Here is a 21,969-nt window from a genome sequence, read left to right on the forward strand (position 1 = left end):
TCCCGCAGGCCGAAGGGCCGCGATGTCGCCGCGCCGGATCGCCCGGACGACACCAGGTATCTGCCATCCGGACCTTCGCACCTGTCTGCCCGTGGAACCGGGAGGAGCGACGTGGGACAGCCGAATCCTGGGCAGGGGAGAGGCAGAGCATGCGGGTCGAGGCATCGCCGCAACGACGGAAGCAAAGTGATGTCGCTGTTGCGGTCATCGGATGAACGGGTATTCGGTCCCGCCTCCCCGGGGCCTTCGGCCCTGTGCGCCACCCGAGGGCGGTGGTGGTGTGTATGCCGACCTGTTCGAAGGATTGCGAAAAAGAGAGGCAGGCTACAGCATTGGCGCGTGACCTGACGCAGCGAGAGATTCTGGCCGAACTGGAGCCGATCGCCGAGGACTGCGTGCACCGGCACCTGTCGATGGCCAAGGACTGGCATCCCCACGACTACGTGCCCTGGGACGAGGGGCGAAACTTCGCCATGCTCGGTGGTGTGGACTGGTCTCCCGAGCAGTCCACTCTCAGCGAGGTGGCGAAAGCCGCGATGATCACCAATCTGCTGACCGAGGACAATCTGCCTTCCTATCATCGCGAGATCTCCGAGAACTTCTCCCGTGACGGTGCATGGGGTACCTGGGTCGGCCGCTGGACAGCCGAGGAGATGCGGCACAGCACGGTGATCCGCGATTATCTGGTGGTCACCCGCGGCGTGGACCCGGTTGCCCTCGAGAAGGCCCGGATGGTCCATATGACCAACGGATTCTCCTCCGGTGCGAACGAAACCGATGTCGCGAGTGGCGCCGGTTTCCTGCACTCGGTCGCCTACGTCAGCTTCCAGGAACTCGCCACGCGGGTCACCCACCGCAACACCGGCCGGGTATGCGACGACCCGATCGCCGACCGGATGCTGCAGCGCATCGCCGCCGACGAAAACCTGCACATGATCTTCTACCGCACCATCTGCGCCGCCGCCCTGGATTTGGTGCCCGATCAGGCGATGGAGGCGATAGACACCATCGTGGAGAACTTCCGGATGCCGGGCGCTGGCATGCCCGACTTCCGCCGCAACGGCGTGCTGATGGCCAAGCACGGCGTCTACGACCTGCGCCAGCACTTGGAGGAAGTACTGCTTCCGGTGGTCAGGCAGTGGAACATCATGGACCGCAACGACTTCGGAGCACGCGGCGAGCAAGCACGCGAGAGACTCGCCGCATTCATCGACGACCTGCAACAGGTGCGAATCCCACGCTTCGAACAACAGCGCGCCCGCGCCCTGGAGCGCGAACGCGCCCGCGCAGCGCGGTAGCGCCCGAGGGGTAACGCGTCCTTGGATCCTCCGGCTCTGGGAAGACAAACGGCGCCGGTGTGCTGGAGCGGATCGGGGAACTCATGTGGTTTGTCCGGCAGGGTTCGGCGCGCATCTGCGGGCATGGGCGATGGCCTCGGGGGTGTGCTCGAAGATTTGCGCGTCACCGCCGGTGGGCAAGGCGCCGATCGTGGCGAGGCGGCGACGATGATCCGCGCGCAGACCGGACATCAGGACGGTGATGTCGCGGTGTTCGAGTTTGCCGATGGCGTCTTTCAGCACCAGCGCGCCGGTGGTGTCCAAGGCGGTGATTCCGGACATGCGCAGGATGACCACATGCACATCGGACACTTCGGCCAGTTCCAGCAGGAACCGGTGAGCGGCGGCGAAGAACAAAGGTCCATCGATGCGGTAGGCCACGATATGGTCGTGCAGCAGGTCGTGTTCCTCGGCCAGATGGTCGGTGCCGTCGGCCGGCATCTCGAGTGGGACCTGCTGTAGCCGGGCTTCTTTCGCGACCGACCGAAGAGCGAGCACGATGGCGATGCCGACGCCGACGGCGACCGCGGTCACCAGGTCGAGGGCGACGGTGACGCCGAAGGTGATCGCCATGATGATCGCGTCGCCGCGCGAGGCACGGGCGATCGCGGTCAGCGACGCGGTCTCCACCATCCGGACGGTCGTGGCCAGCAGGACTCCCGCCAGGGCTGCCAGTGGGATCTCGGCCACCATGGGTGCGGCCAGGTAGATGATCGCGGCCAGCACGGCGGCGTGGGTCAGCGCCGCGAGCCGGGTACGCGCGCCGGAGCGGACGTTCACTGCGGTGCGGGCGATCGCGCCGGTGGCGGGCACACCGCCGAACATCGGGGCGGCGATGTTGGCCACGCCTTGGCCGAGCAGTTCACGATCGGGGTTGTGACGGGTGCCCACGGCCATCGCGTCGGCGGCGGTCGCCGACAGCAGTGATTCCAGTGCGGCGAGCGCCGCCACTGCCAGTGCAGGCGCGATCAATGACCCGAGCTGGTCGAGGTGCACGAATCCTATGGAGGGAGCCGGCAATCCGGTTGGGATCTGCCCGATGGGGGTCAAGTCGAGATCGAACACCCGCACCGCGACGGTGGCTGCGGCCACAGCGATCAGCGCGAACGGCAGCTTTGGCTGGTACCGGCCACCGGCCAGGACTACCGCGGCCACCGCCAGTGCGGTCACCAGCGTCAGGTGGTGCGGGTGCGAAATGTATTGGCATGCCGCGTCGAATGCCGACTGCCACACCTTCTCGCCCTCGGCGTGCTCGATCCGCAGCGCGGACGGGACCTGCTGCAGCGCGATGACCACCGCGATGCCGGCGGTGAAGCCTTCGATCACCGGGGCCGGCATGTAGCGTACGGCCCGCCCGACCCCGGCAATCGCGAGCACCACGAGTACGAGACCGGCGAGCAGCCCCACGGCGAGCACCCCGCCGGCGCCGTGCTGGGCGACGATCGGCACCAAGACCACCGTCATCGCGCCCGTGGGCCCGGACACTTGGAAGCGGGAGCCGCCGAATACCGCCGCGGTCGCGCCCGCGACAACGGCGGTGGCCAGTCCGGCGGCCGCGCCCAACCCGGAGGAGATTCCGAAGCCGAGCGCGAGCGGCAGCGCCACCAGTGCCACGATCAGACCCGACAGCAGGTCCGCGCCGGGCGCGCGCAGCGCCGGTTGCCAGTCCGACCAGCGCGGCAGTAGTGCGAGCGCGTTCACAGGGCTTTGGCCAGACGCATCTTCAGCGCGGCCAACTGCGCACGCAGTTGGTCGGGCAGCCGATTGCCGCCGATGGTGGCGTACCACTCGTCGATCGACGTGGTCTCGGCCACCCACTCGTCGATGTCGACGGCCAGCGCCGCGGTAGCCAGTCTCCGGGCTCGCTCCGACAGGCCGGTCAGGTCCAGGGCCTCGGCAGTCGGCACGAACCCGATCGGTGTCTCCACGGCGTCGGCGGCACCGTCCAAGCGCTCGAGGGCCCACTCGAGTACACGCACGTTGTCGCCGAAGCCGGGCCACAGGAAACTGCCGTCGGCGCTGCGTCGGAACCAGTTGACCTGGAAGATCTTCGGCAGCTTCGCGGGATCGGCGGCGGCGCCGAGTTTCAGCCAGTGCGCGAAGTAGTCGCCGACGTGGTAGCCGAGGAACGGCAGCATCGCCATCGGATCGCGCCGCACCACACCCACCGCTCCAGCCGCCGCCGCGGTGGTCTCCGACGACAGCACCGACGCGGTGAACACCCCGTGTTCCCAGTCGAAGGTCTCGGTCACCAGCGGCACTGTCGTCTTGCGGCGGCCGCCGAAGAAGATGGCCGAGATCGGCACCCCAGCCGGGTCGTTCCACTCCGCCGCCACCGACGGGCACTGCTCGATCGGAGTGCAGTAGCGGGAGTTCGGATGCGCGGCAGGGGTTTCCGACTCAGGGGTCCAGTCCTGGCCGTGCCAGTCGATGAGGTGCCCGGGCGGAGTGTCGGTCAAGCCCTCCCACCAGACGTCACCGGCGTCCGTGCGTGCGGTGTTGGTGAAGATCGAATTACCGGCTTCGATCGTGGCGATCGCGTTCGGGTTGGTCTGCGCGCCGGTTCCGGGGGCGACGCCGAAGAACCCCGCCTCCGGGTTCACCGCGTACAACCGGCCGTCGGCGCCGAAACGCATCCAGGCGATGTCGTCGCCGATCGTCTCCGCGGTCCAGCCGGGCAGGGCGGGTTCGAGCATGGCGAGGTTGGTCTTGCCGCACGAGGACGGGAACGCGGCCGCGATGTAGTGGATCTTTCCCTGGGGCGTGGTGAGTTTGAGGATCAGCATGTGCTCGGCCAGCCACCCCTCGTCACGGCCGAGCACCGAGGCGATCCGCAGCGCGAAACACTTCTTGCCCAGCAGGGCGTTACCGCCGTAGCCGGAGCCGTAACTCCAGATCTCCCGACGCTCCGGGAAATGTGAGATGTACTTGGTCGAATCGCACGGCCACGGCACATCCACCTGGCCTTCTCCCAGGGGAGCGCCCACCGAGTGCAGGCACTTCACGAAGCCCGTCCCGTCGGTGAGTTTGTCCCACACGGGCGCGCCGGAGCGGGTCATGATCTGCATCGCAACCGCCACATACGCCGAATCGGTGACCTGCACCCCGTATTTCGGATCTTCGGCATCCAACGGCCCCATGCAGAACGCGATCACATACATCGTCCGTCCCGCCATGGCCCCGCGATAGTGCTCGGTCATCACCGTGCGCATGTCCAGCGGATCGACCCAGTTGTTGGTCGGGCCGGCGTCCTCGCGATCTTCCGAGCAGAGGAAGGTGCGGTCTTCCACCCGCGCCACATCGTCAGGATCCGACACACACCAGAAGGAATTCGGCTTCGCCGCAAGCGGCACGAAGGTGCCCTTCTCGACCAGCAGCCCCGTGAGCCGGTCCCACTCTGCCCGAGAGCCGTCGCAGAAAACGATGCGATCGGGTGCGGTCAACTCCGCGATTTCGGCGACCCACGCCAGGATGCCCTCATGCTCGGTCGGCGCCTGCACGCTCGCGGCAACGTCTAGGTGGTTGGTCACGACGAATCTCTCCTTCGAAAACTGCTAGGTATTTAGTTTAGAAAAATTGCAATCAGTGGGCGTGCGGCTTCCCGATAGCTGGTGAGGTCAGGCGGGTTCTTCGAGGGCCTCGACCTGACCGGCGACTACGCCGGTGAGAATGGCCCGCGCGACCGCCAGAAGCTCGGCGACCTCCGGAGTGGTCAATTCGTAGGTCACCGAGAGCCCTTCGCGGCGAGCGGTCACCAGGCCGGCGCGCCGGAGGATCGACAACTGTTGGGACAGGTTGGCCGCCTCTATCCCGATCTCGGTCAGCATCTCCGAAACTGCGTGCTCACGCTGACTGAGCAGTTCGAGCACCCGCACCCGCACCGGATGCCCGAGTGTTTTGAAGAAGTCGGCCTTCATCTGATAGAGCGGCCGCTGCAGTCCCGGCATCGCCACCACTCCCTTCGGTTCCCGGCGAGACGGTGTCGGCACCCGCGACCACCGCCTTATTTGCAGAGTTTAGCAAACAATGCTTTTGACAAGTCGCACGGACCGTCCCCGCATCAGAGCCTCCTCGCAATTCGATGATCGAGCAGTGGTCCGGACGGGCCGCCGCGTGGGTGGGGCCGGTGCTGGCGTCTGCGACTGTGGCCGCCCTGATGTCAGCACTGGTGTTCTGGCTATTCGGCCTGCGCGAGGTCGCTGGAGGGCTGCCGGATCGCGGCGACGGTGGTGGCGGTCGTGCCTGCGGTGTGGTGGATGGTCACCACGCTGCTACGGGGTCGGGTCGGGATGGATTTGATCGCGGTGTTGTCCCTGGTAGGCACCTTGCTGGTGCACGAGTGCGCCGCGGGCGCCATCATCGGCGACCAGATCGACGACCTGCTCGCCCGCCTCTACGGCCTGCACACCTTGCTACAGCTGCACTTCCTGCAGGAGGAGGAAAACTACTTCACCCTCACCGACGACGACCAACCCGAGAACATCCCGGCCCCTCAGCAGCCTCACCCCCACGAACCCCTGCGGCGATGACGCTGCTGCCCGCTGGGCCACCGAGACGGCCTCGCACCGGTTGGGCGGCGACTCGGTGGCGGTAGGCGCTCGATCAGTTGGCGATGTCTTCCGTCCCCCTGAGAAGTTCCGACCTGCGCCCACTCCGGGTGACGACCGCCTGATCCCGCGCGCGGCTGATTCGTTGATCTGAGCGGTGGCGGCCAGCAATTCCTCGGTAGCCGAAGTGCATTGGCGCAGAATCGGTTTGGGACCGCTGCGCGCCGACCGGTGTTCGAGCGCGAATTCCTGACCTTCCTACCGGTCGTGATACTCGGCGCCCGCTGAGCACACCGACGGCGAACGCGAGGTTCTGCGCGGAGCGCGGTCAGGCAAACTCATAGCGAATCTTCAGCATCAATCGACGCATAAGCGATGCATTCGAGCGCGAACAGTGCAAGACTTCCTGGGGTGAACATCCGCTCGTGCAACTCTCCCGCACGGGGCGCGTGAACGTGGCGGTGGCCGTTCTGGGCCCCGCAGCGGTTAGGTACTCGCGCGTGATGACAACTACGACCGCTGAGGTCAACCTGAAGGAAGCGACCCAAGATGCGAAACGCGAAACGATCACTTCTGCTGGCTACGGCCCTCACCGCCACTGTCCTAGGGGCGTCGGCCTGCACGGATGACAACGACACATCCTCCGCGACCTCGACAACCAGTCCGGCCGTCACGACGTCGACGGCGACGACATCGCCCCCCTCGACGGGAACGCCCGCGTCGGCTCCTGTCGGCCCGGGCTGCGCCGCATACGCCGAGCAGGTGCCGACCGGGCCGGGTTCGGTGACCGGCATGGCGACCGAACCCGTGTCGGTCGCCGCGTCGAACAACCCGATGCTCACCACGCTCGTCGCCGCGGTGTCCGGTCAGCTCAATCCGCAGGTGAACCTGGTCGGCACCCTCGACGGCGGACAATCCACCGTGTTCGCACCGGTCGACGCGGCCTTCGCCAAGGTCGATCCCGCGACGATCGAAACGCTGAAGACCGATTCGGCCGCGCTCACCAAACTCCTGACGTATCACGTGGTGCCAGGCCGAGTGGGGCCGGGCGAGATCGCGGGCGACCACAAGACCGTCGAAGGTTCCACGGTCACTGTGACCGGCAGCGGCGACAATCTCAAAGTGGCTGATGCCGGCGTGATCTGCGGCGGACTCCAGACCGCGAATGCCACCGTGTACTTGATCGACACGGTGTTGACGCCCCCCGCGGCATGATGCGGCCGACCTCGGGCGGATCGGGGCGGTGATCAGCCGCTCGCTCCGCGGATCGTCGCGGGCTTCTTCGACATCGGGCAGTCGCGGTCGATTCCGTGGAAGCGCCGCCCCGCGGCCGGGCGGCTGCTCGAGAGGAGCCCGCGGTCTCAGCGCCTCTCTGGAACAGCAGCTGGCCGACGACGGAATCGAGTGCCTCGATGCGCCAGCGAAACTCGCCCACCGGGCGCGAATGCTTTCCACCGGGCACGGCCGCAAGAACGACGAATCCGACGCACTGTCGGTCGGCATCGCCGCGCTCGAGCACCGGACTTCGATCGGTGCACACCGAGGCGGGCCTTTATCGATTCGTCGTGCTCGCTCGGCAAGGGTAGAACGATAGTCACGCATGCACGGTAGAAGCGCTACTGTCTTGCGGTTCTGCTTGGAGCATGCGAGGAGGGGGATGTATGGGCAGCGTGCGGGATCTGCTGTACGCGACGAAACGTCGGATGTATCGGGGCAACCGGCCGGGGATACTCGCCCGGGTGCTGAACCGGGCCTCGGAGTGGATGTATTCGGCGGGTGTGCTGTCCCCGGGCTGTGCCGTGACTCTGGAAGTGTCCGGTCGGCGCACCGGGCGCCCGGTGCGGCTGCCGATCGTGGTCGCCGAGTACGAGGGACAGCGCTACCTGGTGTCGATGCTGGGCCCGGACGCCGGGTGGGTGCGCAACGTCCGCGCGGCGCACGGCCGGGCGTTCCTGCAACGGCGCGGCCGCGAAGCGGTGCGGCTCACCGAGGTGGAGGCGGGGGAGCGGGCACCGATCCTGCGCCGCTACCTCGCCGTGGCTCCCGGCGCTCGGCCGCACTTTCCGATCGACCGCACCGCCCCGCTCGGTGAGTTCGCGCGCATCGCGGACCAGTACCCGGTATTCCGGATCGAACCTCCAGGCTGACGAGAGCCCGGCGACTGGTCGCAAACGCCCTCTCCAGCCTGCTGTTTGTCCGGGGCCGCGCCCACGACGCCTCCGCGCCCCCGGCTGCCGAGCACGATCAACTGTGCGGTGCGCTCGCTCGTTCCTGCGCATCGGCGAGTGGGTCACCGCGCGACCAGGTCGGTCACCGCTACGAACTCGACTTGCCGTATCGACGCCGCCTCGAAAGCCATCCCGTCTGCGAGTTCGCCGCAGCCCGATCCCGACCGATCCGAGCATCACCCGCTCGAAGGCGGCGAGCCCACGGGCACCGGCGACCGGTTCAGCCTTCAGCCTGCCCTCCGGAGCCGAGTCGAGTACGCGGATCGACCGGTTCGCGTGGGCCCTGATCGAGGCGGAACGGCGGGTACTCGTCTCGCATCAGCGCCGCATAGGCCAGCACCCGGTACAGCCAGCGGTTGATGCCGACGACGAAGTCGAACAACTGGCGTGGGTACCGGCCGGTGACCAGCAGGGCGACCGCGGCGATGAGTACGAGCACGCCGATCAGCGGGATAGCGGCAGGGCTGTCGCCGTCGTCGCCCGCGAGCACTATCGAACCGCCCCACATCGCTGTGACCACGAGGTAGTGCGGTATGGCCAGCAGCCACCACTTCACTACCGGACCAGCACCTCGCAGCGGTCGCGCGCCGGTCTCCACCCCGGCGAGAGCCATCCGGCAGCACCAATCGCATGACCCCGGCACGCTCGGTGCCGGTCCAAAGCGGCTAGATTCGGACTGTGCATGAAATCGTCTATCCTGTTGCGCTTTTCATGGTGAAGGCCGGTCAGCGCGTATTGCGCCTGCGGACTCGGATAGTCGATGAATCACACCTGCCCCGTGTCGGAGGTGCGGTGGTGGCCAGCAATCACGTGTCGTATCTGGACCCTTTCGCTATCGCGCTTGCTGCCGACAGGATGGGCCGGATGGTCAGGTTCCTCTCGACGCAGGAGCATTTCGAGCATCGGGTATATGGTGCTGCGATGCGCAGTATGCGCCACATCGCAGTGGGGTCCGGCGGTGATGGCGAGGCCTACCGCGCCGCGACTGCCGCGCTCGCCGCAGGGGAGCTCATCGGGGTGTTTCCGGAAGCGACGATCGCACGATCGTTCACCGTCCAGCGGTTGCGGACGGGAGCGGCACGGTTGGCGGCAGGCTGCGGGGTGCCGCTCGTGCCGGTGGCTGTATGGGGCACGCAGCGGCTGTGGACCACGCACCACCGCGAGCTCGATCAGCCGGGTCTGCCGCTCACGGTGATCGTGGGTGAGCCGATGTTCCCCGCGGCCGACGACGACCCGGACTACGTCACCGCCCAACTGCGCGACTGTATGAAGGAACTTTTGGAACGGGCACAACGGGAATATCCCCACTCCGGGACGGGGGAGTGGTGGCAACCCCGTCATCTCGGCGGGTCCGCACTCACCCCTGCCGAGGCTGTCGCCGTGGACGCTGCGGAGAATGACGCACGGGATCGGCGCGAAGCGTGACAGCCTCAACCCCCATCGAGTGGCTCGGCGCGCCGGATACGCCGTGGGTCTTCGTGCACGCGCATCCCGACGACGAATCGCTGTTGACGGCGGGAACGATGCGCAGGGTCAGCGAGGCCGGACGGCGCACGGTCGTCGTTTTCGCGACCGACGGCGCCGCGGGGCTTGCGGATTCACCATCAGGTCCGCAGCTCGCAGCGCGTCGCGAGGGGGAGGCATTGGCCTCAGCCGCAGTGCTGGGATGCGACCGGGTGGAATTCCTGGGGTACGCGGATTCCGGACTCGACGGTCGCGTGCCCGGCGGCTTCTGCGGCGTACCTGTCGCCCAGGCGGCCGAGCGGCTTGCCGCACTCTTGATCGAGGAGCGGGCCGGGGTGGTCACTTCCTATGACGCATCCGGAGGTTACGGACATCCCGATCATGTGCAGGTCCATCGGGTGGTTGCGGAGGCGGCACGGCAGGCCGCCACACCGTTGTTGCTGGAGGCGACAGTCGATCGCGATCAATTACTGAGGATGTTGCGCTTGGTAAAGGCTGTCGGATTGTTGCCCGCGGGAGTAGCGATGGATCGGTTCAGCACAAGCTTTGTCCCCGGCGCGGACATCACCCATCGGGTCGACGTGCGACGCTATGCGAGCGTCAAGCGCGCCAGCATGATGGCTCATGCCAGTCAGGCGGGTGGCGGTGATGGCGTGCGCACCCTGCGCTTGCTGCAGCGGCTACCGATGCCGCTGTTTCGACGGATCTGCGGCACGGAATGGTTTGTCCAGCGTGCTGTTTGACCTCCGCGTAGACAGAGACCTGTCGGTTCCGATGCCGGATGGTGAACGCCTGCTCGCCGACCGGTACTACCGTGCGTCGAGTGCACCCGGACCGACCATCCTGGTGCGATCCCCTATGGGACGTCGACCGCTCGGCGTCCTCTATGGCTTGTACTTCGCACGCGCAGGATTTCAGGTGGTGGTGCAGGACGGCCGCTCGGCCGAGGATGTGTTACCGCTGAGCACCGAGCGGGCCGACGGGTTGGCGACGATCGCGTGGCTTCGAGGTCAGGTGTGGTTCGACGGACGGTTGGCGTTGCATGGAATGAGCGCGATGGGGTTCGCGCACTGGGCCATTGCGGCCGATATTCCCGAATTGCGTGCTGTTTCAGTTCATGTCGCCTCCTCCTCGATTGCCGACACGATCTTTACCGGCGGTTCGACCGCGCTGGAGTCCGTGCTGATCTGGTGTTCGAATCACAGCTTCATCACCGCGCTGCGGGCGCCCCGTCGGGCGCGCCGGGCGATCGCGTCGGGCCGCCCGGCCGCGGAGTTGGATGTGCTGACCGGTGGTCGAACAGTCGCCTTCTATCAAGCCGTGATCGCCGACATCGGCGCGGGCAGCCCCTTGCGGACACTTCTCGACCACGGTGGCGCACCCGCGGAGTGCGCCGGAACCCCGGTGCATCTGGTCGGCGGCTGGTACGACATCTTCCTGCCGGGCCTCGTCCGCGACTATGTCGCATCGAGTGCGGCTGGTGGTGCGCCGCGACTCACCATCGGACCATGGGGGCATTACAACCTCCGCCAGTTCGTCGTGGCGAATCGTGAGGCGCGGCAGTGGTTTCACGCCCACCTGTGTGGAGGTGAGGATCGTCCGTCTCGCGGGCCCGTTCGCCTGTTCGTCACCGGCGTCCGGCGCTGGCGCGAATACGCTTCCTGGCCTCCACCGGGAACCAGTCCCGTGCGATGGCACTTGCGTGAGTTCGGGCGGCTGTCGCGTGTGTCTGCTGAGCAGGCGGGAAGCGATCATTTCCGATACGACCCTGCGGACCCCACGCCCGCTCCCCGCGGTCCCGTGATCGTCGGGTTCTCGCGGCCACAGGACTGCCGGCAGATCGAAAGTCGGCCCGACCTGCTGACCTACACCAGCGACCCGCTCGGCGCGCCGCTCGAGATCATCGGAACGGTGGTCGCCGAGCTTCGGCTGCGCATAGCCACCGCACATTCGCACCGCGGGCGTGGCGTCTGCGATGTCGTCGTTCGACTGTGCGACGTTCATCCCGGTGGGCGATCTTTCAACATCTGCGAAGGCATACGGCGGGTCGAGCCACACGCCGATGAGGACGATATCCAGGTCGAGTTGTGGCCGATCGCGCACCGGTTCGCCATCGGACATCAGCTGCGCGTGCAGGTGTGTGGAGCAGCGGTTCCGCGCTACATGCGGCAGCCGGACCCGGCCGCCTACGAGCTCATCCGCGACCCGAGCGGTCCTTCGTCGGTGATTCTGCCGACCGTCCCCACCGGTCTCGGAACGTGCTGAGGGCGACCGCCTCGTTACGGCCGGACCTGTTCACTGTGTGGTGCAGGGCGCCTGCGAACGCGCCCGCCGTCTCGATCGGCACCCCGCGCACTGGTATCACCAACCGCGGCACACCCCGGCGCGCCAGGTGCCCGGAGATCCACACGTCGTCCTGCCATCGCATTTCCGGCGGCCAGCCGTCGAAATCGTGGACATCGTCGTCCAGCGCTCCGGGCGGGATCAGATATCCCCACATACCCATCAGCACATCGACTGTGGTGGCCACCGACACCGCGGTTCCGTACACGTGCCCGAAATAGCGTGGGTCGCGGTCGAACCGCACGCTCGATCCACGCACTCCCACAGCGGCTTTCGGCTCCAGGCGATGCGCCGCGAGCAGATCCGCAACGAACGTATCCGGATAGATCGCGTCATCGTCGACGACCACGATGACGGCGTCCGGCTCGGCCAGCAGTGTGGGCAGCAGTTTTGTCGCTGGGCCCAGATCCGTACACCGCAGCACGTCCACACCCGATGGTAGTGCCGGCGGTTGCGGGTAGGGGTCACCCGTGCGTAGCGCGTGCCGTGGCCAGGTAAGTACCACACGATCGGCGGGTTCGGTCTGGTCGAGCAGGCTGCGCAGCACCGGACCCAGGTACTGCACACGGTGCGGCACAGTCGACAACGTGATGATCACGCGCTCGGCGCGGACAGGCGCCGTGCGCGTCGGCGGATCCCGGTGCAACAGCCGTACGGCTCGCGAGAGGTCATGCGCAAAACCGCGGATCGTCGTGTTGACGAACCGTTTTCGGAAGTGTTCGGCGTTGCTCCACCCGATGCGGGCGATATGTGTCGGCGAGATCATCTGAGCGCGTCCTCCCCGTGGCTCGGACCTGCCACGACGCGCCGTGCGGCATCGTCGTAGCAGGTACGCAGCCGATCCAGTACCACGGGCCAACTGAATTCGGCAGGGGGTACGGCTCGATTATGGGCGCTGATACGTTCGCGCAACGTCCGTCGCCGGCCCAACGACACCAGTGCGGTGACGAGGTCCTCGGTGGAGCGGCCCAGCAGACCCTCGCGACCGTCCTCGACGAAATCCGCGACGCCGGTGCCGGATCGAGCGATTACCGGAACACCGGCTGTTCGAGCCTCCAAGGTTGCCAACCCGAATGCCTCGCGACGTGTGACATTCAGGTACACATCCGCCGACGACAAGATCTCGCGCACCGCCCGATGATCCTGCGAACCCACCAAACGCACCCACTCGACCATGTCATGCCTGCGCAGATAGCGGAGCATCGCACCGCGGCGCGGGCCCGAGCCGACGATCGTGGCACGCACCCGCACCTCACCGGCTAGCCGGTCCTGCGCCAGCCGCAGCACCTCGAGCAGCGTCAACGGTTGCCTGCGCGTGACCAGCCTGCCCACCGAAACGACATGCAGATCGGTGCCACTCGCGGACGGCGCCCGCCACAGATCAGATGCCACCGCGTTGGGCACTACGACAGGGGTACTGGACAACGCGCGCCCGACCTGGTCGGCGACGACGGTACTCACCGCCGTGACCACCATGCCGTCGTGCCAGCCGGACAGCCGCTCGATCACGCTGTAGCAGGCCCTGACCGCGGGATCCCACATGCTGTGCACCGTGATCACGAGCGGGATAGACAACCGAAGCGCGTGGTGCGCGGAGTAAAGCGCCAGCGGTGACGCCACACTCACGTGTATGTGCACGACACTGGGCCGCAGGCGCCGAAGTATGCTGCGCACGTCGGTCATTCGGCGTGGCCGGTGGACGCGGAACGGCAGATGCGAGTCGCTGCCGCCGACGGTCGCGGTGATGACGTGAACTTCCTCGCCGACAGCGGCCTGTGCGCGAGCCAGGGACTCGACCAGCACCTCGATCCCCCCGACGCGGGGCGCGAACACATCGGTCAGATGCACTATCAACGTTGGCCCCTGCGCCACGGTCAGCCCCCTGGATGTCAACAACCTTCGGAAGAATAGTGCTGGCGTACAAGCAATGTCGGAACTGGACGCATAATCCTCGGCATGGATGAGATGCGGATCATCACCGAGGACGGCGTCGGACTGCATGTCGAACTCGACGGAGACCCGGCCGGTCCGCACACCCTCCTCTTCGTCAACGGTATCAATACCAGCTTGATCTATTGGGGCCGTCAGCGCGCGACTCTCGCCGACCTGGGCCGCATGGTGCTGTTCGACCACCGTGGGCACGGCCGCTCCGACGAACCGGCGACCGGCCGGGCCACGGTAGCGCAGCTCGGGCGTGACATCGGAACGGTCATCGACGCTGTCGCCTCCGACCGTCCGGTAGTGATCATCGCGCACTCACTGGGAGGGATGGCGGTGTCCGCCCTGGCCGAACAGCGTCCGGAGCTGTTCGGACGCCTGGTGGCCGGAGTCGCACTCCTGGACTGTGTTCCCCGAAGGTGGGGTGCAATTGCCTTGCGTCTACCTGATTTCGTCGTCGGTCCGGTGGTGCGCATGCTGTGGTGGGCGATACCCCCGTTGCGTCGTCTGCTCACCGACACCAGCGAACGCCGACACCCTGAACTCGCCGGACGCCGGACTGCGCCGAGCAGGTGCACGCCGTTCGTCTCGCTCCATCGGGCCCGCAGGCTGATTGCTTCCCTGCGAACGATGACGTTGCTGTCCTTGCTGGCCGATGTGTCGACCTGTGACCACAGCGCTGGTCTGCCGGTTCTCGGGCGTGCACGGGTCCTGGTCATCGCGGGCGCCGAAGACCGCATGATTCCTTTGCGACACAAAGTGCGCGCCGCGGCCCGGATACCCGGTGCTGAACTGGTGATCGTGGCCGATGCCGGGCACCTCAGCTCGATCGTCAAACCAGCCGACGTCGATGGACATCTGCGCGCCTTCATCAGCACACCACTGGTCCCGCGCGTACAGGTGAACGGCCGAGGGGGCGAGGGCGCCCGCGAGCATGCTGCTCCGCGACCAATGCTCACCGAAGGCGGCGCTGTTCCCACGCGAGACCCGCAATCCTGAAAGCACTCAACCGATCAACGCGTCAACCTCTCGAGCGAGGCACTGCAGTGGATCGTCAGGCGGGGGTACTGGTGGAGCAACGCGAGGGATTCTCGCGCGAACAGTCCGGTCGCTACGGGCGCGAGCGTCAGGTCCGGGGCGGGGTGGTGCTGCTGATGATCCGGTGGATGGTGGAGCGGCCGACGGGGTACTCTGCGGCGAGGTCGGCCAGGCTCGCGTCGTCGGGGTCGTGGAAGCGGCGATGGATCGTTTTGCGTGCTGCGAGTGGCAGTTTCGGTTGCTTGCCTTTGAGGCGCCCCTGGCGCGGGCCTTGGCCATGCCTTCGCGGGTACGCAGGTGGCCCAGGTCGGCTTCGAATTCGGCGACCAGTGGTACAAGGTATTGAATGGCGACCAAGACCTCGATACTCTGGGCCGATGCTGGCCGAGTTCTTCGAAGGCATGGCGCCCGAAAGCGGGGGCCATGGTCACGTCGGGTGATCTTCCGGGACTGGATCTACCGCATATCGACGCGCACGCCGAATTAGGCGGCCTCGGCGCCGTCGAACTGCACCATCCCACCCAGGACATCGACCAAGACGGTCTGCCCGACAGCGTGACCATCACCGGCGACGATGCCATGCAGGTGTGGACGGACGTCGATCACGACGGCTTTGCCGATCACGTCAAGGTGGTGGAGAAGGACGGCGACTATACCGCCTGGGAGTTCCATCGACACCCGGACGGAACCTCGGAGTGGATTCGGACGGATCAGGGGCGGCTGGGCACTTGAGCGGTGCCGCCTTCCCGTTGAGGGAGGGTGCGGTAGCGCCGGGTCGGGCGATGAAGGAACTGCGCCGACACTCGTTGCACGACAGCACGCGGATGGGTTGTCGATTCGGCGAGATAGCGACCTCCGTCAGCACTTTGCAGCGTCTGAAACAGCGACCAGCTGTAGTCGGTCACCGAGAGAACCCATCGGCCTCCGAGCGGGTGCGGCGGCATCGATCTCGTCGCGGGTGCGCAACCACCCCGATCCGGTATCCCCTTAGCGGCGAAACAGTTCGAACTGGTTACCAGTTTGACGGCAGAACCAGGTCTTACCCAGCCCTTCTTGACCGAATTCAGCCACCCCTTTCGCGACACAAGCTCCGTGAGTGGAGTAGTAGTCAACGGTTTCATCAGCCGCCGCCGTACCAGCCGCGCCGAAGGAGAAAGCCGCGATCATCGCCCCACTGATCAGAAACTTCAGCATGACGGGAAGTCTATAGCGTGACACTACTGGGTTGCGCCTGAAATACGTTGTCTAGGAGCAGGTTCGGGAGTGTCTGATCTCCGGTTCTGGCTCACTTCCGGTGGTGCCCGGGCTATGGGAGCAGGATGCGGTGCCGAAGTAGCTGGAAACTGGCCTGACCGCTACCTCACGCGCAGCTCGGGTCTGGGTCGAACGATCGTTTCTCCCCCAGACCCGGCGTAGCGCGGCGGACCCGCGAAACCGCAGCTCGCCGAAATCGCCGAGGCTTACTCCCAGTCGCTCGAGGAGCAAGCGGTCTGCACTTGGATGTTCGACGCTGACGATGTCATCGGGCCTCTTCCGAGGCAGGCGTTGCACTCCGCTCGCGCGTGATCATCACATCGACGGCGCAAGGGCCGAAGCTGAGAAGAATGCCTTCTGCAAGGTCGTCCGTCTAACGTCTCGCTGGTCAGCGCAGCGGTACTTTCCAGCACAGCCGGGTTCCCGCGCTGCCGTTACCTGTTGTGATGGTGAAAGTCCCGGCCGCGTCCTCGGCGCGGCGGGCGAGGTTCCGCAGACCGCTGGGTGTGATGTCGCCGGGCATGCCGCACCCGTCGTCCTCGACGACGATGGTCAGGTCGTCGGCCACGGTGATCTCCACCGAGACCGACTTCGCGCCGGAATGCCGCACGGTGTTGCTGACCGCTTCTCGCACAACGGCTTCGGCATGATCGGCCAGCTCCGGGTCGATCACCGAGAGGGGGCCGCCGATCCGCACGGAGGTACGGATGCCGCTGGTGGCGGTCTGCTGCCGGATCGCTTCCTCGATGCGCTGGCGCACCCGCGCGCTGTGGCCGTCGCCGCCGTGCAGGTCGAAGATCGAGGTCCGGATCTCTTGCACCACGTCTTGCAGATCGCTGATCGCTTCGGTGATCCGTTCGCGTACTTCGGGAACGCGGGTGCGCGGGACGGTTCCCTGCAGGCTCAGTCCGACGGCGAACAGTCGCTGGATGACGTGGTCGTGCAGATCGCGGGCGATGCGGTCGCGGTCGGAGAGGATGTCCAGCTCCCGCACGCGCTGCTGGGCGTCGGCCAGTTGCATCGCCAGTGCCGCCTGCTCGGTGAACGCGGCGGTCAATGCCAGGGTCTCGTCGGTATAGGGAGCCGATTCCACCGCACGCAGCGCCACCAGCACGCCGACGGTGGAATCGGACGTCTGCATGGGCAATATCAGCGCGGGTCCGGTGTCGGGGAAGATCTTGCCGAGGTCGGCGCGGCGCGCGTCCTCGACGCGCCGGGGGGAACGCAGTCCGAACGCCTGACCGATCGTGGTGTCGCCCAAGGACAACGTGACCACCCGCTCGTTGTCCGTGGCGCCCGCGGTATGGGTGATCACCAGTTCGGTGATCTCCTCAGGCGGGCTCTCCGGGTCCGGTACGACCGCGAGAAGGGTCCGCTCGGAACCGGTGAGTCGGCGCGTGGCCTCGACCAGGTGGGTGAGGACCTGCCCGGGCGCGGTTCCGGCGAGGAATTCGGTGGTGATGTCGCGGGTGGCTTCGATCCAGGCCTGCCGGGTGCGGGCGGATTCGTAGAGGTGGGCGTTGTCGATGGCGATACCGGCCGCGGCGGCGAGGGCCCGCACGATGACCTCGTCGTCTTCGGTGAACGGCTGACCGCCCGCTTTCTCGGTGAGGTAGAGGTTGCCGAAGACTTCGTCGCGGATGCGGACGGGCACGCCGAGGAAGGTGCGCATCGGCGGGTGGTGGGCGGGGAATCCGACCGAGGAGGGATGCTCGGCGAGGTTGTCCAGCCGGATCGGTGTGGGTTGGCCGAACAGCAGGCCGAGCACCCCGTGGCCCTGGGGGAGATCTCCGATCAGTTCGCGGGTCGGTTCATCGATGCCCTCGTAGATGAACTGGGTCAGTTGCTGCTCGTGGCCACGGACCCCGAGCGCGCCATAGCGGGCGTCGACCAGGGAGATCGTGGTGTGCACGATCGTGCGCAGAGTGCGATCCAGGTCCAGGCCGGAGGTGACGGTCAGCATGGCCTCGATCAGGCCGTCCATCCGGTCGCGGGCGTCGATGATCTGCTCGATGCGATCCTTGACCTCGCCCAGCAACTCACGCAGCCGCAGTTGCGAAAGCGTATCGCGGACCGAGTACATGTCTGCTGACGTGTCATCGGTCATATCGACTGCTCCCGAGTCCCAAGCTGTCCAGGGCAGGCGGCCATGCTGCAAGCCTATGCTACGGGCCGCGAAATAAATGTCCGGCACGTCCGGATTGGCATTCGACGGCGGCCGGTGCTCGAGGCCGCGTCGGGACGATGGATTCGGCAAGGGCGGTTGTCGAGAGTCCGCTATCAGAGACCGGTAAGGCTGACGATGATCAGAAGCCGGCGCTGGGGTCGGACGGCCGGGATCGGAGTTTGGAGGCGTAGACGGCCGCTTGGGTGCGTCGTTCGAGGCCGAGTTTGGCCAGCAGCCGGGAGACGTAGTTCTTCACCGTCTTCTCGGCCAGGAACATGCGCTGGGCGATCTGCCGGTTGGTCAGTCCTTCGCCGAGCAGGTCGAGAAGTCTGCGTTCCTGTTCGGTGAGCGCGGCCACGGGGCCGTCCTCGGTGTTGGCGCGCAGCCGCTGCATGAGGGCGGCCGCGGCGCGGTTGTCGAGCAGGGAGCGCCCGGCGCCCACCTCCTTGATCGCCTTCGCCAATTCCATGCCCTTGATGTCCTTGACCACATAGCCGCTGGCTCCGGCGAGAATGGCGTCCAGCATGGCCTGCTCGTCGGTGAACGACGTGAGGATCAGGCAGCGCAGATCGTCGAGTTTGGACAGCAGATCGCGGCACAGTTCGATGCCGTTGCCGTCGGGCAGGCGCACGTCCAGGACGGCGACGTCCGGCCGCAGCGCCGGAATCCGGGCGAGGGCTTGGGCGACGTCGCCCGCCTCGCCGACGACGGACAGCTCCGGGTCGTCGGAGAGCAGGTCTACGAGACCGCGGCGGACGATTTCATGGTCGTCGACCAGAAACACCGTGATCATGGTGGTGTCCAATTCCGGGAAGCAGTTGCGCGATCGACACTACGCAACAGGCAGGCCGCTCGGTACCGACCAAAGTCCTCTCGTCGGATCTACCGGCATCGCGACAGGACCACCGTGCGTGGCTCCATCTCCAGCGCACGGCGTGTGACGGCATCGAGATCGAGAACGGGCTACCCCCTGAAACGGATCAGCCAGTGGGCGTGTCGGCGCGGGCGAGCCCTTCGGCGATCAGAATTCGATGGGCTTGCTGGGCGGCGGAAACCCTCGCGGTGTCATGCGGCGTCCCACCGGCGGTTTCCTCCAGACTGCGGGCGAGCACCGTCACCGCGTCGGTGAGCGCTCGTAACCGGTTGTCCAATTCGTCGAAGCGCGATTCCGGCCGGGTGACCGCCGTCTCCTGCAAGGTGCCCGCCAGGTCGGTGCCGCGCAGGATGGCCCGCATGTCTTCCGGCAGTAACGCGAAGACGTGGTCGAGTTGCCCGGGGGAGAACAAGTCGGCCAGCGCGTCGGTCACGGCACCCGCCAGCGCGTAGGCCTCGTCGCGGGATACGCCCGCTTCCCGGGCGAATTGATCGAGGTACGAGGGCACATCGTGCGGGACGGGGACCCGTGCGGGGACCCAGCCCTCGTAGAAGATCCCGCGCAGGAGTTCGGGCAGCTGGGCGCTCAGGTGCGCGGCCGCGTTGACACCGATGCGGTCACGAACGGTGTGCAGCCAGGCCCGCAGCGCGCGGTGCGCGAAGGCCCGGTCTTCGGTGGCGAGTCCGTCGGCGAGGGTGCGCAGCCACTCGTGCGCGGTGTGTACCGCCGGTGCGAGGGGGTCGCGGTGGTAGCTCATGGGAGGTGCCTTTCACGGATGAATCATGGCTGATCGTGCCGGTGGGATCCGGTCGTACACACGACCGCGATACGGAGGATTTCCTGTCCCATACCGAAGAGACTGCTCGTTCGAGCCCGGTCCGGTGAGAGGACTCGTGCCCGCACTGGCGGGACCATGGTCACCCGGACGCGGCCGAGCCCCGCCGCTGAGCGGCAGTACCGGTGGCGCGGGGTCAGCGGGAGCCGGTGACGGTGAAGACCTCCGTGACCGGTCGCCGAGGAGTCGGCGGGACCATGCCCGCGTCGTCGGGTGCGGTGCCGACGCGGATGAGCACTTGCGGCGCTGCCGGGCGGGGGATCAAGCCGGCGAGCAGTCCGCGTCCGATCGGAAGCTCGGTGATGTGGGTCAGCGCGCAGGTCGCCAGGCCCGCGGCGGTGCACTCCAGCAGCACGGCCGACAACGCCTCACCGGTGTGCAGCCACTGCGTCACCGAATCGCCTTCGGTGCTGAGCAGGACCAGTGCGGCGCGGTCCTCGAGCTGGGCGCGTCGCATCGAATGCGGCGCCGAGGGGAATGCGCGGCCGACGTCGACCTGGGCGAATTCCGCATCCGATACCAGCCCGGACGGCGGCACGCCCTCGGGTGTCTCGGGATGTCCTGTCCACCACTGTAATTCGGACTGGTACAGCAGGTCGTCGCGGCGCAGAGCCCCGGCCTGTTCCGAGGCCGCGGCCAGCCGGGGCCGGGCACTGTCGGCCAGTGCGTCGAGTTCGACCTCGTGCGGCGAGGTGAGCATCCGCAACCGCGGGAGGATGTCGGCGAAGCCTTCCGGCTCGCTCATGGGCAGCCGGTCGGTGCGTCGCAGGTCGATGGCCAGCGCTCGGGAATGGATTCCCTCCGGCGGGTCTGCCCAGGGACGGAACTCGATCACGGCCAGATGATCGGGTCGTTCCCGGTCGGGCGCACGCAGGGTGTCGGTGTGCCAGCCCTGGTCGGCGAAGACCGTCCGCAGATGATGCAGTACGGTTCCGCAGCTGATCACCAGCTGGCGGCCGTGCGGATCGGTCGCGGGCAGCAGCCGGTCGGCGTCGGTGTACAGGTGCAGGCGGGCGCCGTCGAACACCCAGCGCCATGGCTGGATGTTGTGCACTGAAGGCGCCCGGGTCGCCAGCCGCAGCGCCTCCAGGATCGTTCGATGACCGGGTACCGGAATGACGGGTGCTTCGTCGTTTGCGGTCATACTGCGAGTCTTTGCGGTGCGGGGTCCGGGCGATACGGGCATTCCGCCCGGACCGCAGGGTCCTTGGTCATCCACCGTCTGCCGGCGGCGCCCGCTGTCATGACTTCCTATTCCTCGGGATCCGCCACGCGATCGCGCAGGACTGTCACGCCCCACCACAACAGCCGGATCGCGAGACCGACGTAGATCACGGCAGCCGAGTACACCAGCCCCGCACCGTAGTCGTGCGCCCAAGCGGGCAGCACCACGACCGCCACGAGCACCCCGGCCAGCATGATCGAGGCGATCACCACTGCGGGGACCGCCAGCGGCACGGCATCCGGGTCGGATGCGCTGTCAGGCGGGCGCGGGGGGAAGAGACGGGGTGACACAGCACACAGCCTGTCCGCCCGAGCGGGCCGACGCGAGAGCACTGCTACCCGGAAGCGAAGGGCCAATGTCCCGATGCCGCTGTGCCCTCGGTCCATGCCGCCGCTTGCGGTGATTCAGTCCCGTTTGTCCAGGTCCAGGTCCAGGCCCAAGCCCAGGCCCAGGCCGCCGAAGTAAGTGGCGAGACCGAACGCCATCAGCGCGCCACCGGCGACCGCCGCGACGTTCTCGCCCGCCGTTCGAGTCCGTCCACGCAGGAGCGCGGCGCCCGCCGCGAGGTTGATCGCGCCCCATGCGGCGGAGTTGATCGGCGACCTCGTCCGGTGCACCGGCGAGCAGGTTGGGCTCTTCGTCCGGCATCGGCGGTCCGATGGTGCTCGACGGAGCACTGAAGCGCAGAGCCAGTTCGAGGCGCGGGAACCGTTCGCCCG

At 67.0% G+C, this 21,969-nt stretch carries 22 protein-coding genes; 9 read left to right on the forward strand and 13 right to left on the reverse strand.

Annotated elements, in window-relative coordinates:
- Window positions 1-332 precede the first annotated feature (332 nt).
- Window positions 333-1,298, forward strand: a complete 966-nt coding sequence (locus LTT66_RS29225; RefSeq protein ID WP_233061796.1) for an acyl-ACP desaturase — start codon at window positions 333-335, stop codon at window positions 1,296-1,298.
- An 81-nt stretch (window positions 1,299-1,379) separates the two neighbouring features.
- Here the strand turns inward: LTT66_RS29225 and LTT66_RS29230 are convergent, their stop codons facing one another.
- From LTT66_RS29230 to LTT66_RS29240, 3 genes are all read right to left on the reverse strand, one after another.
- Window positions 1,380-3,038, reverse strand: coding sequence for a SulP family inorganic anion transporter (locus tag LTT66_RS29230; protein ID WP_233061797.1), 1,659 nt, complete (start codon window positions 3,036-3,038; stop codon window positions 1,380-1,382).
- The gene (locus tag LTT66_RS29235; RefSeq protein WP_233061798.1) at window positions 3,035-4,867 is read right to left on the reverse strand and encodes a phosphoenolpyruvate carboxykinase (GTP); all 1,833 of its coding nucleotides are present in this window, start codon (window positions 4,865-4,867) and stop codon (window positions 3,035-3,037) included. Before LTT66_RS29235 ends, LTT66_RS29230 begins: the two co-directional genes overlap by 4 nt.
- A gap of 87 nt (window positions 4,868-4,954) precedes the next feature.
- Entirely contained in the window at window positions 4,955-5,284 is a 330-nt protein-coding gene (locus LTT66_RS29240) for an ArsR/SmtB family transcription factor (RefSeq protein ID WP_063051353.1), read from the reverse strand.
- Window positions 5,285-5,575: 291 nt separating this feature from the next.
- Here LTT66_RS29240 and LTT66_RS29245 point away from each other — a divergent pair, with 291 nt between their 5' ends.
- The 3 genes from LTT66_RS29245 to LTT66_RS29255 all read left to right on the forward strand — a co-directional run bounded on the left by LTT66_RS29245 (window position 5,576) and on the right by LTT66_RS29255 (window position 8,031).
- Window positions 5,576-5,866, forward strand: a complete 291-nt coding sequence (locus LTT66_RS29245; RefSeq protein WP_269821977.1) for a hypothetical protein — start codon at window positions 5,576-5,578, stop codon at window positions 5,864-5,866.
- 567 nt (window positions 5,867-6,433) lie between these two features.
- Entirely contained in the window at window positions 6,434-7,099 is a 666-nt protein-coding gene (locus LTT66_RS29250) for a fasciclin domain-containing protein (RefSeq protein WP_233061799.1), read from the forward strand.
- A gap of 446 nt (window positions 7,100-7,545) precedes the next feature.
- The gene (locus tag LTT66_RS29255) at window positions 7,546-8,031 is read left to right on the forward strand and encodes a nitroreductase/quinone reductase family protein (RefSeq protein WP_233061800.1); all 486 of its coding nucleotides are present in this window, start codon (window positions 7,546-7,548) and stop codon (window positions 8,029-8,031) included.
- Between the two features lie 301 nt (window positions 8,032-8,332).
- Here LTT66_RS29255 and LTT66_RS29260 read toward each other — a convergent pair whose 3' ends face one another.
- Complete coding sequence (locus LTT66_RS29260; RefSeq protein WP_332909645.1) at window positions 8,333-8,725, reverse strand: DUF4389 domain-containing protein; 393 nt, start codon at window positions 8,723-8,725, stop codon at window positions 8,333-8,335.
- Between the two features lie 98 nt (window positions 8,726-8,823).
- Here LTT66_RS29260 and LTT66_RS29265 point away from each other — a divergent pair, with 98 nt between their 5' ends.
- The 3 genes from LTT66_RS29265 to LTT66_RS29275 are packed head-to-tail and all read left to right on the forward strand — an operon-like array spanning window position 8,824 to window position 11,841.
- A complete protein-coding gene (locus tag LTT66_RS29265; RefSeq protein WP_233069437.1) occupies window positions 8,824-9,537 on the forward strand; it encodes a lysophospholipid acyltransferase family protein in 714 nt (237 codons plus the stop codon).
- The gene (locus LTT66_RS29270; protein ID WP_233061801.1) at window positions 9,534-10,319 is read left to right on the forward strand and encodes a PIG-L deacetylase family protein; all 786 of its coding nucleotides are present in this window, start codon (window positions 9,534-9,536) and stop codon (window positions 10,317-10,319) included. Before LTT66_RS29265 ends, LTT66_RS29270 begins: the two co-directional genes overlap by 4 nt.
- 31 nt (window positions 10,320-10,350) lie before the next feature.
- Window positions 10,351-11,841: a CocE/NonD family hydrolase gene (locus tag LTT66_RS29275; RefSeq protein ID WP_233061802.1), complete on the forward strand. Its 1,491-nt coding sequence runs from the start codon at window positions 10,351-10,353 to the stop codon at window positions 11,839-11,841.
- Here the strand turns inward: LTT66_RS29275 and LTT66_RS29280 are convergent.
- Complete coding sequence (locus LTT66_RS29280; RefSeq protein WP_233061803.1) at window positions 11,771-12,685, reverse strand: hypothetical protein; 915 nt, start codon at window positions 12,683-12,685, stop codon at window positions 11,771-11,773. The genes LTT66_RS29275 and LTT66_RS29280 overlap by 71 nt on opposite strands.
- Window positions 12,682-13,815 (reverse strand): glycosyltransferase family 4 protein, encoded by a 1,134-nt coding sequence (locus LTT66_RS29285; RefSeq protein ID WP_233061804.1) that lies wholly within the window; start codon window positions 13,813-13,815, stop codon window positions 12,682-12,684. Before LTT66_RS29285 ends, LTT66_RS29280 begins: the two co-directional genes overlap by 4 nt.
- Before the next feature lie 60 nt (window positions 13,816-13,875).
- Here LTT66_RS29285 and LTT66_RS29290 point away from each other — a divergent pair, with 60 nt between their 5' ends.
- Together LTT66_RS29290 and LTT66_RS29295 are read left to right on the forward strand one after the other, a co-directional pair.
- Window positions 13,876-14,856 (forward strand): alpha/beta fold hydrolase, encoded by a 981-nt coding sequence (locus LTT66_RS29290; RefSeq protein WP_233061805.1) that lies wholly within the window; start codon window positions 13,876-13,878, stop codon window positions 14,854-14,856.
- Window positions 14,857-15,192: 336 nt separating this feature from the next.
- Window positions 15,193-15,627 (forward strand): DUF6802 family protein, encoded by a 435-nt coding sequence (locus LTT66_RS29295; protein WP_233061806.1) that lies wholly within the window; start codon window positions 15,193-15,195, stop codon window positions 15,625-15,627.
- A gap of 255 nt (window positions 15,628-15,882) precedes the next feature.
- Here LTT66_RS29295 and LTT66_RS29300 read toward each other — a convergent pair whose 3' ends face one another.
- The 7 genes from LTT66_RS29300 to LTT66_RS29330 all read right to left on the reverse strand — a co-directional run bounded on the left by LTT66_RS29300 (window position 15,883) and on the right by LTT66_RS29330 (window position 21,867).
- Window positions 15,883-16,089: a hypothetical protein gene (locus tag LTT66_RS29300; RefSeq protein ID WP_233061807.1), complete on the reverse strand. Its 207-nt coding sequence runs from the start codon at window positions 16,087-16,089 to the stop codon at window positions 15,883-15,885.
- 448 nt (window positions 16,090-16,537) lie between these two features.
- The gene (locus tag LTT66_RS29305) at window positions 16,538-18,256 is read right to left on the reverse strand and encodes a sensor histidine kinase (RefSeq protein WP_233061808.1); all 1,719 of its coding nucleotides are present in this window, start codon (window positions 18,254-18,256) and stop codon (window positions 16,538-16,540) included.
- Window positions 18,257-18,455: 199 nt separating this feature from the next.
- Window positions 18,456-19,109, reverse strand: a complete 654-nt coding sequence (locus LTT66_RS29310; protein WP_233061809.1) for a response regulator — start codon at window positions 19,107-19,109, stop codon at window positions 18,456-18,458.
- A gap of 187 nt (window positions 19,110-19,296) precedes the next feature.
- Window positions 19,297-19,947 (reverse strand): DUF2267 domain-containing protein, encoded by a 651-nt coding sequence (locus LTT66_RS29315; RefSeq protein WP_233061810.1) that lies wholly within the window; start codon window positions 19,945-19,947, stop codon window positions 19,297-19,299.
- 214 nt (window positions 19,948-20,161) lie between these two features.
- Window positions 20,162-21,169 (reverse strand): Acg family FMN-binding oxidoreductase, encoded by a 1,008-nt coding sequence (locus tag LTT66_RS29320; RefSeq protein ID WP_233061811.1) that lies wholly within the window; start codon window positions 21,167-21,169, stop codon window positions 20,162-20,164.
- Window positions 21,170-21,276: 107 nt separating this feature from the next.
- Window positions 21,277-21,540, reverse strand: a complete 264-nt coding sequence (locus LTT66_RS29325; protein ID WP_233061812.1) for a hypothetical protein — start codon at window positions 21,538-21,540, stop codon at window positions 21,277-21,279.
- A gap of 114 nt (window positions 21,541-21,654) precedes the next feature.
- Window positions 21,655-21,867, reverse strand: a complete 213-nt coding sequence (locus LTT66_RS29330) for a hypothetical protein (protein WP_233061813.1) — start codon at window positions 21,865-21,867, stop codon at window positions 21,655-21,657.
- Window positions 21,868-21,969 lie beyond the last annotated feature (102 nt).

The organism is Nocardia gipuzkoensis (genome assembly GCF_021183645.1).
GTDB classification, from domain to species: domain Bacteria; phylum Actinomycetota; class Actinomycetes; order Mycobacteriales; family Mycobacteriaceae; genus Nocardia; species Nocardia abscessus.